Raw genomic sequence first — 13086 nt, 5'->3', positions numbered from 1 at the left:
AGAGAACCCCATGACCACCGATACCAGCACTGCCTTTGAGGGCTTCAAGGACGCTTTCAAGAACATCCAGAACCTGGAAGTTCCCGAGGCCGCCCGCGAGTTCGTCAAAAAGACTGCCAACACCGCCAAGGACCGCGCTGCCGAGGCGTTCGCCGGCTCCGAGCGGGTGACCGCGGCCGTCGAGAATGCGGTTGCCGAAACCGTTGCCGAGGCCGGCAAGATCAGCCGCAACATCCAGCAGGCGATCTATGAGGATGCCGAGGCGTTCTTCTCGGGTATCGACAAGCTCGCGTCCGCCAAGTCGGTCAGCGAAGCCGTCGAGATCCAGTCGAGCCTGCTCCGTGCCCGCGGCGAAGTCTTCGTCTCGCGCGCCAAGGCGACCGCCGACTATCTCGGCAATCTCGCCGCCAACGGTGCCAAGTCCGCTCAGGACAATTTCGCCAAGGTCTACAACAAGACCGCTTGATCCGGCGCCCTGAGCAGAAACTGAATTTCAGGCCCGCTTCGGCGGGCCTTTTGTTTTTGTCACGTCGCCTCAGCCGTCATTCCGGGGCGATGCGAAGCATCGAACCCGGAATCTCGAGATTCCGGGTTCGGTCCTGCGGACCGCCCCGGAATGACGTATCCTCAAATCGTCATGAACGCACCCGCCACCTTCTCCTTCGACACTCCCGGCGACGCCCAGCGCGCGGCCGATCTGCGCCGCGTGAAAGCGCTGGCGACTTTGGTGCTGGTCTCAACGCTGGCGCTGTTCATCGTCGCAAAATGGCTTCTGCCCGTGCATCCCGTGTTCGGCTTCATTGCCGCCTTTGCGGAAGCCGCGACGATCGGCGGGCTCGCCGACTGGTACGCCGTGGTCGCATTGTTCAAGCGGCCGCTCGGCCTGCCGATCCCGCACACCGCGATCATCCAGAGCAACCAGGCCCGCATCGCCGACAAGCTCGGCGAGTTCATCCAGGTGCATTTCCTTGAAGCAGGTCCCGTCGAAGCCAAGCTGAAGGAGATCGATTTCGGCTCCTTCGTTGCCGACTGGCTGCGCGACCGCAAGCGCAGCGACGACCTCTCGCGCTTCACGCTGCGTCTGTTGCCGGAGGCCGTGTCCGCCACCGAAAGCTCGGGCCTGATGACCTTCATCATCCGCCGCATGTCCTCGCAGCTCCAGGCGATCGACCTCGCGCCGCTCGCAGCCGGCACGTTGCGCGGCTTCGTCGCGGAGGGACGGCACCAGATTCTGTTCGACGACCTCCTGCGCGTGATGCACGAGACGCTGAACCAGAAAGAGACCATGGCGATGATCCGCGAGAAGGTGCGCGCGGAGCTGCCGACCCTGCTCAGGCTTTACCGCGCCGACAAGTTTCTGGTGAGCAAGATCGTGGCCTCCGCCACCGCCTTCTTCAACGAGGTGCGCAGCGATCCCAACCATCCCTTCCGGGGTGAATTCGACCGCATGGTGCTGAGCTTCGTCGATCGGCTCGGCACCGACAAGGCCTATATCGACCGCATCGACGGCTTGAAGCGCGATCTGCTGGCGCGCCCCGAGCTTGCCGAACTCGCCCGCACGGTCTGGGCTAACACCTGCGCGTTCATCGAGCGCAGCGCGAGCGGCGAGACTCAGGTGCTGCAACATCATCTCGCCGGAATGTTCGTCGCCGCAGGCGAGGCGCTCGCAGGCGATGCCGAGCTGCGCGGCGAGATCAACAAGGGCCTGGTGACGGTACTGCGCAGCTTCGTCGCCGACCAGAAACGCGGCGTCTCGACCTTCATCTCGGACCAGGTCAAGGCGTGGAACATGACACAGCTGATTTCGCTGATCGAAATCAACATCGGGCGCGACCTGCAATACATCCGCTTCAATGGTTCGCTGATCGGAGGTCTCGCCGGACTTGCGCTCTATTCCGTAGAATTCCTGCTCCGGCTGCTGTGACTTTTGCATCACGGCCGTTAGCATTAACGCGCGGGCCTATTGTCGCCTCGTTGCTGTCCGGCTTGAATGTCGGGAACCGGCCGCCTAGCTCTGATTCATGTTGCAGTGCGGAACGATCAAGAAGCCGGGGAGTTGGAATTCATCCACATTTGCCGGCATGCGCCGGTGATCCTTTCAGCAATTTCCAGGGGACCATTGATGACCGCTTCCGCCCAGCCGCTGCATCCCCCGTCCCGCACTTTGATGTTCCTGGAAGGGCGCGCGATCCACGAGTTCGGCGCTTTTCTCGGCGCGCTGCCGCTGCTGAGCCTTGCGCCACGCGGCGATGGACATCCGGTCCTGGTGCTGCCCGGCCTCGTGGCGTCCGATACATCCACGCGGGCGCTGCGCGCGTTTCTGACCAGCAAGGGTTATGCGGTGAGCGGCTGGCGACAGGGCCGCAATTACGGCCTGCGCGAAGGCGTCCAGGATGCGATGGTCGATCTGGTCGACGAACTCAGCGACAGGCATGGTCGCACGATCAGCCTGGTCGGCTGGAGTCTCGGCGGCCTCTATGCGCGCCAGCTCGCCAAGATAAGGCCGGAGCGCGTGCGTCAGGTCATCACGCTCGGCAGTCCTTTCGCCGGCACCCCCCATTCGACCAATGCCTGGCGCGTCTATGAATGGGCGAGCGGACGGAAGGCCGACGAGGTCGATCCGCAGTTCGGCGGCGACCTTGCCGTGCCGCCACCGGTGCCGACCACCGCCATCTTCAGCCGCACCGACGGCGTCTGCGCCTGGCAGGGCTGCATGGAGAAGTCGGGCGCAGAGACCGAGAGCATCGAGGTCGAGAGCAGCCATTGCGGCATGGGTCATCATCCCGCCGTCGTCTATGCCGTGGCCGACCGCCTCGCACAGAGGGAAGGCCAGTGGCGCCCGTTCGACCGCAGCGGCTGGCGCAGCCTCGCCTATCCCGATCCGCATCGGTGATCTCTTGCCTCTCCCCGCCTGCGGGGAGAGGCCGACACGCGCCGAGCGATGCGGAGCGTCGTCCGAAGCGTGGCGGGTGAGGGGGACTCTCAGCGAGTCTGTCTGTCACTGAGTTCGCGGCACCCCGACCCTCTTCCCGTGAGAACGGGGAGAGGAAGAGCAAGAGCGTCGCCCCATCCATTGTCGCAGCCACGCCAAACGCGCTAAGCCATGCCGCATGGCGCATCCGCTCTCCCGCATCATCGACCAGCTCAAGCGCGAGCCGTCGCGCACCGGCTCCATCGTCATCACCGTGTTCGGGGATGCCATCGTGCCGCGCGGCGGCTCCGTGTGGCTCGGCACGCTTTTGGAATTTTTCGAAAGTCTCGACATCGACAGCGGCGTCGTCCGAACCGCGATGTCGCGACTTGCCGCCGACGGCTGGCTGACACGCGAGAAGGTCGGGCGCAACAGCTTCTATCGCCTGGCCGACAAGGGCCGGCAGACGTTCGAGGCGGCGACACGCCACATCTATGATCCGCCGCCGTCGGACTGGACCGGCCGTTTCGAGCTGCTCCTGATCGGCAACGGCGAGGACCGCGACGCCTCGCGCGAGGCGCTGCGCAATGCCGGCTTCGGCAGTCCGCTGCCCGGCGTCTGGGTCGCGCCGTCGGGCGTGCCGGTGCCGGACGAGGCGGCCGCCGCGATCCGGCTCGAAGTCTCGGCCGAGGATGACAACGGCCGCCGCCTGCTCAGCGCAAGTTGGCCGCTGGGTCGCACGGCGGATGCCTATCTAAAATTCATGAAGACCTTCGAGCCGCTGCACGCCGCGATGGCGCGCGGCGCAGATCTATCCGAGGCCGACGCCTTCACTGCCCGGATCCTCTTGATCCACCATTACCGCCGGGTCGTGCTGCGCGATCCGTTGCTGCCCGAAAGCCTGTTGCCGGCGGACTGGCCCGGGAGGGCGGCCCGCGAGCTCTGCGGCGACATCTACCGTGCGCTGCTCGCTCCGTCCGAGCAATGGCTCGACAGCCATGGCACTAATGAAAAAGGGCCGTTGCCGGCGGCGCGAAAGCTGCTGGAACGGAGGTTTGGCGCCTGATATTGTGTTACAGAAATATCTTGCACGAAGGAATTTCTGTTATATATTGTCTCCCAATAAATCGGGAGGATGCGCATGTACACCCAGGCGCTGAACACGGCCGACGCCGACGACCGCGGTCTGGAGGATGCGGGCAAGGCTGCCCAGTTCCAGGCTCGCATCGATGCCGAGGAGCGCATCGAGCCGAACGACTGGATGCCTGCGGCCTATCGCAAGACGCTCACCCGCCAGATCTCCCAGCACGCCCATTCCGAAATCGTCGGCATGCTGCCCGAGGGCAACTGGATTACGCGCGCGCCGACGCTGCGCCGCAAGGCCGCGCTGCTCGCCAAGGTACAGGACGAATGCGGCCACGGCCTCTATCTCTACGCTGCGGCCGAGACGCTTGGCACCTCGCGCGAGGAACTGGTCGACGCGATGCTCGCGGGCAAGGCCAAATATTCCTCGATCTTCAACTATCCGACGCTGACTTGGGCCGACATCGGCACGATCGGCTGGCTGGTCGACGGCGCCGCGATCATGAACCAGATCCCGCTGTGCCGCTGCTCCTACGGGCCCTATGCCCGTGCGATGATCCGCGTCTGCAAGGAGGAGTCGTTCCACCAGCGCCAGGGCTACGAGATCATGGTGACGCTGTGCCGCGGCTCGGAGGAGCAGAAGGCGATGGCGCAGGATGCGCTGAACCGCTGGTGGTGGCCGGTGCTGATGATGTTCGGCCCGCCCGATGCCACAAGCCAGCACAGCGACGCCTCGACGAAATGGAAGATCAAACGCTTTTCCAATGACGAGCTGCGCCAGAAGTTCGTCGATGCCACCGTGCCGCAGGCACAATATCTCGGTCTCACAATTCCCGACCCCGGCATGACGCGGGACGCCGATGGGCACTGGCTCTACAGCGAGATCGACTGGACCGAGTTCAAGCAGGTGCTCGCCGGCAACGGCCCCTGCAATCGCGACCGCATGGCCGCGCGCCGCAAGGCGCACGAGGAGGGCGCCTGGGTGCGCGAGGCAGCGGCCGCCTATGCGGCGAAGCGCGCGCAACGTCAGACCGCGCAGGCTGCCGAATAGGGAGATCGATATGGCCACGCCGAACACGCCGCTGTGGGAAGTCTTCATTCGCAGCCGCAACGGGCTCGCGCACAAGCACGTGGGATCGCTGCATGCCAGCGATGCCACCATGGCGCTGCAGGCCGCCCGCGACATCTACACCCGCCGCGGCGAGGGCCTGTCGATCTGGGTCGTGCCGTCGAGCGCGATCACCGCCAGCGATCCCGCCGAGAAAGGCATGATGTTCGAGCCGGCAGAATCGAAGATCTACCGGCATCCGACGTTCTACGAGGTGCCGGAAGAAGTGGGGCACATGTAGTGCTCACTCCCCTCATGGTGAGGAGCGCCAAGCGCATCTCGAACCATGAAGTCCCCTGAACCTGCGGCCATCCTTCGAGACGGCGCTACGCGCCTCCTCAGGATGAGATCGGAACAAGTGGATAGAATATGCCTGTTGCCAACGTCCTGGTCTCCGAAACGCCGCTGGTGCTCTACGCGCTGCGCCGCGCTGACGATGCGCTGATCCTCGGTCACAGGCTGTCGGAATGGTGCGGACACGCGCCGATGCTGGAAGAGGACATGGCGCTCTCCAATATCGCGCTGGACCTGATCGGCCAGGCGCGGGAGCTCTACACCTTTGCCGCCAAGGCCGAAGGCAGGGACAACGACGAGGACAAGCTCGCTTACTTGCGCGACGTGCGGCAGTACCGCAACATGCTGCTGGTCGAGCAGCCCAATGGCGACTTTGCCCAGACCCTGGTGCGCCAATTCTTCTATTCCGCCTTCGCCGATCTCTATTGGCGCGAGATGATGAGTTCGCGCGATGCGACGCTGGCGGCGATTGCCGCTAAATCGGAGAAGGAGAGCGCCTACCATCTGCGCCATGCCTCGGAATGGATCATCCGGCTTGGTGACGGCACCGACGAGAGCCACCGACGCGCGCAGGCTGCGATCGATCATCTCTGGGCCTTCACCGGAGAGATGTTTTCGGTCGACGACGGCGAGCGCGCGCTGATCCATGACGGCATTGTCGTCGATCCCGGGAGCTTGCGCGGTCGCTGGCTGACGACGCTCTCGGATGTCACCCGCGAGGCAACGCTCGTGCTGCCGCAGAACGAGTGGATGCAGCAGGGCGGCCGCTCCGGTCGTCACAGCGAGCATCTGGGGCATCTCCTGTCGGAGCTGCAGTCGATGCAGCGGACTTTTCCGGGGCTGACATGGTGATGGTGCTGGAGCGCGATAGCGAGTTGCGTCAGCGCGCCTGGAACGCTGCGGCCAGCGTGGTCGATCCGGAAATTCCGGTGCTGACCATCGCGGATCTCGGCGTGCTGCGCGACGTCGTTCTCGACGGCGATCATGTCGAGGTCGAGATCACGCCGACCTATTCGGGGTGCCCGGCGATGAACATGATCGCGCTTGAAATCGAGGTCGCGCTGGAGCGCGCCGGTTTCCATCATCCGAGGGTAAGAACCGTGCTGTCGCCGGCTTGGACCACGGACTGGATGACCGAGGAGGGGCGCCAGAAGCTGCGCGCCTACGGCATCGCGCCGCCGCAAGCGGCGGGCTCGCGCCGAGCGCTGTTTGGCGATCAGGCGGTGGCCTGCCCGCAATGCGGCTCGGACAACACCGAGTTGCTCTCCGAGTTCGGCTCGACCTCCTGCAAGGCGCTGTGGCGTTGCAAGGCCTGCCGCGAGCCCTTCGACTATTTCAAGTGTCATTGAGAGACGCATGATGCCAGGCCCATCGTCTTTGCGAGCGAAGCGAAGTAATCCAGACTGTCTTCGCGGGGACAGTCTGGATTGCTTCGTCGCAAGGTCTCCTCGCAAGGACGATGGAGAGACCGAACGAGGGTGCCCTTGATGTCCGCAGCCGCACCGCGCTTCCACCGCCTCGCCGTCAGCGACCTCCGCCGCGAGGCATCCGACGCCGTGTCAATGACCTTCGCCATCCCGGGCGAGCTCGCCGGCGACTACGCCTTCACGCCCGGCCAGTACCTGACACTCCGCACCATGCTCGACGGCGAAGAAGTGCGCCGTTCCTATTCGATCTGTTCCGGCCCTGATGACGGCGAGATCCGTATCGCCGTCAAGAAGGTCGATGGCGGGGCGTTTTCGAGCTGGGCCGCCGAAGATCTCAAATGCGGCGACGAGCTCGACGTGATGACGCCGACCGGCCGCTTCGGTCTGGTCCCGCCGGCAGATCGTGCGCGTGTTCATGTCGGCTTCGCTGCAGGCTCCGGCATCACGCCGATCCTGTCGATCGTCAAGGGCGTGCTCGCCCGCGAGCCCGGCAGCCGCTTTTTCCTGTTCTACGGCAACCGCACCACCGACAACATCATGTTCCTCGAGGCGCTCGAGGAGCTGAAGGATCGCTTCATCGATCGCCTATCGATCTTCTACGTGCTCTCCGGCGAGGAGCAGGACATTCCGATCCTGCACGGCCGGCTCGACGGCGACAAGGTGCGGGTGCTGCTGCGCGCACTGGTGCCGGCGTCAAGCGTCGATCACGTCTTCATCTGCGGTCCTCTTGGCATGAGCGAGGACATCGAGGCGACCTGCCGCGGGCTCGGCATCGCGGACGAGCGCATCCATGTCGAGCGCTTCGTCTCCGAGTTCGGCGGCAAGCCGCGGCCGAAGAAGACGGTCGAAGCTGACGCGCCGCCGAGAGCGATTGCCTCGCTGATCATCGACGGCAAGCGCCGGGACGTGCCGGTGGCGGAGGACGAGGCCATCCTCGACGCCGCGCTGCGCGCCGGCGTCGATCTGCCCTTCGCTTGCAAGGGCGGCATGTGCTCGACCTGCCGGGCCAAGCTGGTCGAGGGCGAGGCGCCGATGGACATCAACTATTCGCTGGAGCCGTGGGAGCTGAAGGCCGGTTTTGTTCTCACTTGCCAGGCCAAGCCGTCCACGGAGCGGGTCGTGGTCGATTATGATCATGTTTGATCGGGCCGATCAGACCCCATGAATGCAAATGCGTCGCATTATTTGACAGTTTTGGCCAAGCAGCAGAACATCATGAGCAAACGTCTGGCCGGGAGAAGCGCGTGAACGTCAAAGCTGCTTTGTCGCCTGAGCATGTTGCCCGCGGCTGCGCCGATGCGATGTGGGCCGAGGACGATGCCTCCAAGGGTCTCGGCATGGAGATCGTCGAGATCGGCCCGGGCTTCGCGACGCTCGCGATGACGGTGCGGCCGGACATGGTCAATGGCCAGCGCATCGCCCATGGCGGCTTCATCTTCACGCTGGCCGATTCCGCCTTCGCGTTCGCCTGCAACTCGCACAACGAGCGCGTCGTCGCCGCGCAGGGGCAGATCACCTTCATCAAGCCAGGCAAGCTCGGCGACCGGCTCATCGCAAGAGCGCGGGAGATCACCCGCGGCGGCCGCTCCGGCATCTACGACGTGCGCGTCACCGCGGGCGAGATCGTGATCGCGGAATTTCGTGGGCATTCGCGGGTTATTCCCGGCACGTGGCTGCCGACGCCGGATCAATAAGACAAACAGAAAAGAACGAACAATGTGGGGAAACGAGGATGGCTCTGACGAAGCTCAAGGAAGGTGGCAACACCTATAGCGCGGAGATGGACGCGTATGAGCGCGCCTCGCGCGACGAGATCATGGCGCTGCAGAAGCAGCGGCTGGCCTGGTCGCTGAAGCACGCCTATGACAACGTCGCGCACTATCGCAAGGCTTTCGACGAGGCCGGCGTGCATCCGACGGACTTCCGCCAGCTCTCCGATCTGGCAAGGTTTCCGTTCACAGTGAAGACGGACCTGCGCGACAATTATCCCTTCAACATGTTCGCCGTGCCGCGCGAAAAGCTGGTGCGGGTGCATGCCTCATCCGGCACGACCGGCAAGCCGATCGTGGTCGGCTATACGCAAGGCGACATCGACACCTGGTCGGAGGTCATGGCGCGCTCGATCCGTGCCGCCGGCGGCCGCACCGGCATGATCATCCACAACGCATATGGTTATGGCCTTTTCACCGGCGGTCTCGGCGTGCACTACGGCGCCGAGAAGCTCGGCTGCACCGTGGTGCCGATCTCGGGCGGCATGACCGAGCGGCAGGTGCAGCTGATCAACGATTTCCGGCCTGATATCATCACGGTGACGCCGAGCTACATGCTGGCGATCCTCGACGAGTTCAAGCGCCAGAAGCTGGATCCCCGCCAGTGCTCGCTCAAGATCGGCATCTTCGGCGCCGAGCCCTGGACCAACGCCATGCGCGCCGAGATCGAGGACGCCTTCGACATGGACGCCACCGACATCTACGGACTGTCCGAAGTGATCGGCCCCGGTGTCGCGCAGGAATGCATCGAGACCAAGGACGGGCTGCACATCTGGGAGGACCACTTCTACCCTGAAGTGATCGACCCAGAGACGGGTGCGGTGCTGCCGGACGGCGAGAAGGGCGAACTGGTCTTCACCTCGCTGACCAAGGAGGCTTTTCCCGTCATCCGCTATCGAACCCGCGACCTGACGCGGCTGTTGCCGGGCACCGCGCGTCCCGGCATGCGGCGCATGGAGAAGGTGACCGGGCGCTCGGACGACATGATCATCCTGCGCGGCGTCAACCTGTTCCCGACCCAGATCGAGGAGGTGCTGCTCGCGACCGACTGGTGCGGCGGCCACTTCATCCTGGAATTGACCCGCGAAGGCCGCATGGACGAGCTCACCATCATCGCCGAGGCGCGGCCCGAGAGCTGGGACGGAAGCGGGCTCGTCGACCATGCGGACCGGATTTCGACCCACATCAAGAACACGATCGGTGTCAGCTCCAGGGTGCAGGTGGTTGCGCCGGCCACGCTGGAACGCTCGCTCGGCAAGGCCAAGCGGCTGTTCGACAAGCGGCCAAAGGATTGACCTGACGGATTGACTCGACCGGGCTCAAAGGCGACAAGGCCCGCGAGAAATCGCGGGTCCTGTCATGTCGCCAGCTGATGCCAAATCCATCGAAGCGCGCTGCGTGCGTCTCAATGTGAAGGCTGAGAACGCCGCCGCGCTTGCGCCAGTCGTCGAGCGCCAGACGCTCACGCGCGGGCCGAACGATCTCCTGATCGAGGTGAAGGCCGCCGCCGTCAATCCCTCCGACGTCAAGGCTGCGACCGGGCTGATGCCCTATGCCGTGTTTCCCCGGACCCCCGGCCGCGACTATGCCGGCGTGGTGATCGACGGGCCGGCCGGAGCAATCGGCGGCGAGGTGTTCGGGTCGTCCGGCGATCTCGGCATCCGTCGTGACGGCACCCATGCCAGCCACCTCGTGGTCGAAGCCGACGCTGTGGTTGAGAAGCCCAACACGCTGTCTTGGGAAGAGGCCGCCGGCATCGGCGTGCCCTTCGTCACTGCGATGGAGGGCTTTCGCCGCGCGGGCTTGCCGAAGGCCGGCGACACCGTGCTGGTGCTCGGCGTCAACGGCAAGGTCGGTCAGGCCGCGGTGCAGATCGCGACCTGGCAGGGCGCTCGCGTCATCGGCGTCGTGCGCAAGGCCGAAGCCTACGAAGGCCACGCCAACGCGCCCATTGAGGTGATCGATGCCTCCGCGACCGACGTTGCCGCGCGCGTTCGCGAATTGACTAGCGGCAAGGGCGCCGACATCGTCTTCAACACGGTCGGCGATCCCTATTTCCAGGCAGCGCACAAATCGCTCGCGCTTCGCGGTCGCCAGATCCTGATCGCCGCGATCGACCGCATCGTGCAGTTCAACATCCTCGAATTCTATCGGGGGCAGCACACCTATGTCGGCATCGACACGCTGGGTCTATCGTCAACCGCGACCGGCGCGGTGCTGCGCGACCTCGGCCCGGGCCTTGCGAGCGGTCACCTCAAACCATTCCCGATCAAGGCGAGTGCGATCTATCCGCTGGAGCGCGCCCGGGAGGCGTACGTCGCCGTCGCCGGCTCGTCGCGCGACCGCGTGATCCTGAAGCCGTAACCCATCGCCATTGCGAGCGCAGCGAAGCAACCCGCCTGTCTCTGCGGATGCATTTCTGGATTGCTTCGCTGCGCTCGCAATGATTGGAGAGTGTCGAGGTCTGAGAACAATTGATGGAATCCGCCCAACTCGTCGTCCTCGCCGGCCTCGGCATCGGTCTCGTCTACGGCGCCGTCGGTCTGCTCAGCGGCTTCTGCCTGATGAGCAGCATGCGCGGCTGGCTGGTCGGGGGAGACGGGCGGCTGGTGCGGACCTATGCGCTGGCGATCGCCGTTGCGATCGCCGCGAGCCAATTCCTCGCCGGCAGCGGCATGGTCGATCTTCACAAGTCCATCTACCTGCAGACTTCGTTCTCGCCGGCAATGCTGTTCCTTGGCGGCCTGCTGTTCGGCTACGGCATGGTGCTGTCGAACGGCTGCGGCTCGCGGGCGCTGGTGCTGCTCGGCCGCGGCAATCTCCGCTCCTTCGTCGTCGTGATCGTGCTCGCCATCGCCGCGCAGATGACGCTGAAGGGCCTGATCGCACCGGCGCGGATCGCGCTGGTCCAGGCCTCGCAAGCGACCGTCAGCGCAAGTTCGCTGCCGTCCGTGCTGGCGATGCTCGGCCTCGCGGAACCGCTTTCGCGCGCGCTTGCCGCTGCCGCGATGGTTGTCGCGCTGATTCCGTTCGCGTTCGCGCACGCCGGGTTTCGTCGTTCGCCGGGACAGATCGCGGCAGGTGTCATTGTGGGCTTGCTGGTGGCCGGAGGTTGGTACGTCACCGGCTATCTCGGCGCTGACGACTTCAACCCCGTCCCGGTGACTTCGCTCACCTTCATCGCGCCGATCGCGGATGCCCTGCAATATGCCATGCTCTCGACCGGCCTGACGCTGAATTTCGGCATCGCGACAGTGGCCGGCGTCGTCGCCGGCAGCTTGGCCACGGCACTCGCAACTGGCCGCTTCAAGCTCGAAGGCTATTCCTCACCGCGTCACATGCTGCGCTCAGGCGGCGGCGCGGCGCTGATGGGCATCGGGGGTGTGATGGCGTTCGGCTGCTCGATTGGGCAGGGGCTGACAGGCGTCTCGACGCTCGCGCTGGGGTCGTTCGTGGCGCTCGCCGGCATTCTGCTCGGCACCGCCGCAGGCTTGCGCGGCGCGCTGCGGGTTCAGCCGCTCGCAGTGGCCTGACCGCGAAGCAGTCGATCGCCGAGCGTCGCAAGGCCGATACCAGTGACGATCAGTCCGGCCGCAACGGCAAGGCTCACGTCGATCGGCTCGCCCAGCAAGATCGCGGCACTGGCGATGCCGACAAGCGGCGTCGCAGTAGTCCCGAGCGAGGTTGTCAGCGCCGAGATGCTCTTGTTGACCATCGACATCGCCCAATAGGCCAGCGCCGTCCCGATCAGGCCTGAATACAGGAACAGCGACACGAGCCTCCACGACCAATCGACGTGCGGCAGCCCGTCGATGATTATCGCCAGTGTCGACAGCACGGCCGTGGCCACGAGTACCTGCCAGAGCAGGAGTTGGAGCGGAGACGCGATCCAGCGGTGCGCGCGGAGATAGATGATGTTCGCGGCCCAGGAGATCGCGGCGAGGATGATCATGCCGGCGCCGAGCAAGACACCGGCACTGGTCCAGTCGATCGAGGATGGGTTCAGGATGACGGCAAGCCCGATCAGTCCGAGCAGAGCGCCGGCAAGCTTGGGCGCGGTCAGCACCTCCTTTCCGAGCATGGGCGCGGCGAGCGCGACCCAGAGTGGCGTGGTGTAACCGAGCACGACGCCCTTGCTCGCCGGCAGGAAGCGCAGGCCCGCCGCGACGAGGATCGAGAACAGCGTCATGTGCAGCAGCGCGACGCTGAGGATGACGGGTATATCGCGCCGTTCCGGGATCACCAGATTCTTGCTCAGTCCGAGGATCACGATGAGGCCGACCAGCGCGATCCAACTCCGGATCGCGCTGGTCCACAGCGGCGAGACGAATTCCACGAGTTGCTTCGTCACCGACCAGTTCACACCCCAGGCCAGCACGACAATGAGGAACAGGCCGACGGCCGCGCGGGGTGAAGGTGAGTTCATCTCGGAGTCCTTGAAGCATTCCAGTTCGCGGGATAGCATCGCCACTGGCACCTAAAAAAGCGCCAGAT

General features: G+C 64.9%; 14 protein-coding genes. 13 read left to right on the top strand and 1 reads right to left on the bottom strand.

All coding sequences use genetic code 11. The annotated features are described in order from the left end of the window. Positions 1-10 precede the first annotated feature (10 nt). The 13 genes from AC3WLX_RS08395 (at position 11) to AC3WLX_RS08335 (ending at position 12125) form a co-directional block, all read left to right on the top strand. A complete protein-coding gene (locus AC3WLX_RS08395; protein WP_492335470.1) occupies positions 11-466 on the top strand; it encodes a phasin in 456 nt (151 codons plus the stop codon). A 171-nt stretch (positions 467-637) separates the two neighbouring features. After that, complete coding sequence (locus tag AC3WLX_RS08390) at positions 638-1924, top strand: DUF445 domain-containing protein (protein WP_492335935.1); 1287 nt, start codon at positions 638-640, stop codon at positions 1922-1924. A gap of 198 nt (positions 1925-2122) precedes the next feature. Further along, on the top strand, positions 2123-2893 hold the full coding sequence (locus AC3WLX_RS08385) for an esterase/lipase family protein (RefSeq protein ID WP_492335469.1): 771 nt from the start codon (positions 2123-2125) through the stop codon (positions 2891-2893). 217 nt (positions 2894-3110) lie between these two features. Beyond that, positions 3111-3977 (top strand): phenylacetic acid degradation operon negative regulatory protein PaaX, encoded by an 867-nt coding sequence (paaX, locus tag AC3WLX_RS08380; RefSeq protein ID WP_492335468.1) that lies wholly within the window; start codon positions 3111-3113, stop codon positions 3975-3977. 75 nt (positions 3978-4052) lie between these two features. Beyond that, positions 4053-5045 (top strand): 1,2-phenylacetyl-CoA epoxidase subunit PaaA, encoded by a 993-nt coding sequence (gene paaA, locus AC3WLX_RS08375; protein WP_492335467.1) that lies wholly within the window; start codon positions 4053-4055, stop codon positions 5043-5045. 10 nt (positions 5046-5055) lie between these two features. Continuing rightward, complete coding sequence (gene paaB / locus AC3WLX_RS08370) at positions 5056-5343, top strand: 1,2-phenylacetyl-CoA epoxidase subunit PaaB (protein WP_015687593.1); 288 nt, start codon at positions 5056-5058, stop codon at positions 5341-5343. A gap of 128 nt (positions 5344-5471) precedes the next feature. After that, the gene (gene paaC, locus AC3WLX_RS08365) at positions 5472-6248 is read left to right on the top strand and encodes a 1,2-phenylacetyl-CoA epoxidase subunit PaaC (protein ID WP_492335466.1); all 777 of its coding nucleotides are present in this window, start codon (positions 5472-5474) and stop codon (positions 6246-6248) included. Next, a complete protein-coding gene (paaD, locus tag AC3WLX_RS08360) occupies positions 6242-6745 on the top strand; it encodes a 1,2-phenylacetyl-CoA epoxidase subunit PaaD (RefSeq protein WP_492335465.1) in 504 nt (167 codons plus the stop codon). Before paaC ends, paaD begins: the two co-directional genes overlap by 7 nt. A gap of 138 nt (positions 6746-6883) precedes the next feature. Continuing rightward, positions 6884-7966: a 1,2-phenylacetyl-CoA epoxidase subunit PaaE gene (gene paaE, locus AC3WLX_RS08355; RefSeq protein ID WP_492335464.1), complete on the top strand. Its 1083-nt coding sequence runs from the start codon at positions 6884-6886 to the stop codon at positions 7964-7966. A gap of 101 nt (positions 7967-8067) precedes the next feature. Continuing rightward, the gene (gene paaI / locus AC3WLX_RS08350; protein WP_492335463.1) at positions 8068-8517 is read left to right on the top strand and encodes a hydroxyphenylacetyl-CoA thioesterase PaaI; all 450 of its coding nucleotides are present in this window, start codon (positions 8068-8070) and stop codon (positions 8515-8517) included. Positions 8518-8555: 38 nt separating this feature from the next. After that, entirely contained in the window at positions 8556-9887 is a 1332-nt protein-coding gene (gene paaK, locus AC3WLX_RS08345) for a phenylacetate--CoA ligase PaaK (RefSeq protein ID WP_492335462.1), read from the top strand. Positions 9888-9951: 64 nt separating this feature from the next. Beyond that, positions 9952-10956 carry a quinone oxidoreductase family protein gene (locus AC3WLX_RS08340; RefSeq protein WP_492335461.1) on the top strand — a complete coding sequence of 335 codons (1005 nt, stop codon included), beginning with the start codon at positions 9952-9954 and terminating at the stop codon, positions 10954-10956. 113 nt (positions 10957-11069) lie between these two features. Continuing rightward, the gene (locus AC3WLX_RS08335) at positions 11070-12125 is read left to right on the top strand and encodes a YeeE/YedE family protein (RefSeq protein ID WP_492335460.1); all 1056 of its coding nucleotides are present in this window, start codon (positions 11070-11072) and stop codon (positions 12123-12125) included. On the opposite strand, the gene AC3WLX_RS08330 is transcribed toward AC3WLX_RS08335, so the two are convergent. Continuing rightward, complete coding sequence (locus AC3WLX_RS08330; protein ID WP_492335459.1) at positions 12104-13018, bottom strand: DMT family transporter; 915 nt, start codon at positions 13016-13018, stop codon at positions 12104-12106. The genes AC3WLX_RS08335 and AC3WLX_RS08330 overlap by 22 nt on opposite strands. Between the last annotated feature and the right edge of the window lie 68 nt (positions 13019-13086).

It is taken from the genome of Bradyrhizobium sp. FW305-F6 (assembly GCF_058782905.1).
This window is presented reverse-complemented; position numbering and strand designations above follow the sequence as displayed.

Coding starts and splice junctions, on each gene's coding strand:
- AC3WLX_RS08395 (WP_492335470.1), top strand. CDS start 11: ATGACCACCGATACCAGCACTGCCTTTGAGGGCTTCAAGGACGCTTTC.
- AC3WLX_RS08390 (WP_492335935.1), top strand. CDS start 638: ATGAACGCACCCGCCACCTTCTCCTTCGACACTCCCGGCGACGCCCAG.
- AC3WLX_RS08385 (WP_492335469.1), top strand. CDS start 2,123: ATGACCGCTTCCGCCCAGCCGCTGCATCCCCCGTCCCGCACTTTGATG.
- paaX (WP_492335468.1), top strand. CDS start 3,111: ATGGCGCATCCGCTCTCCCGCATCATCGACCAGCTCAAGCGCGAGCCG.
- paaA (WP_492335467.1), top strand. CDS start 4,053: ATGTACACCCAGGCGCTGAACACGGCCGACGCCGACGACCGCGGTCTG.
- paaB (WP_015687593.1), top strand. CDS start 5,056: ATGGCCACGCCGAACACGCCGCTGTGGGAAGTCTTCATTCGCAGCCGC.
- paaC (WP_492335466.1), top strand. CDS start 5,472: ATGCCTGTTGCCAACGTCCTGGTCTCCGAAACGCCGCTGGTGCTCTAC.
- paaD (WP_492335465.1), top strand. CDS start 6,242: ATGGTGATGGTGCTGGAGCGCGATAGCGAGTTGCGTCAGCGCGCCTGG.
- paaE (WP_492335464.1), top strand. CDS start 6,884: ATGTCCGCAGCCGCACCGCGCTTCCACCGCCTCGCCGTCAGCGACCTC.
- paaK (WP_492335462.1), top strand. CDS start 8,556: ATGGCTCTGACGAAGCTCAAGGAAGGTGGCAACACCTATAGCGCGGAG.
- AC3WLX_RS08340 (WP_492335461.1), top strand. CDS start 9,952: ATGTCGCCAGCTGATGCCAAATCCATCGAAGCGCGCTGCGTGCGTCTC.
- AC3WLX_RS08335 (WP_492335460.1), top strand. CDS start 11,070: ATGGAATCCGCCCAACTCGTCGTCCTCGCCGGCCTCGGCATCGGTCTC.
- AC3WLX_RS08330 (WP_492335459.1), bottom strand. CDS start 13,018: ATGAACTCACCTTCACCCCGCGCGGCCGTCGGCCTGTTCCTCATTGTC.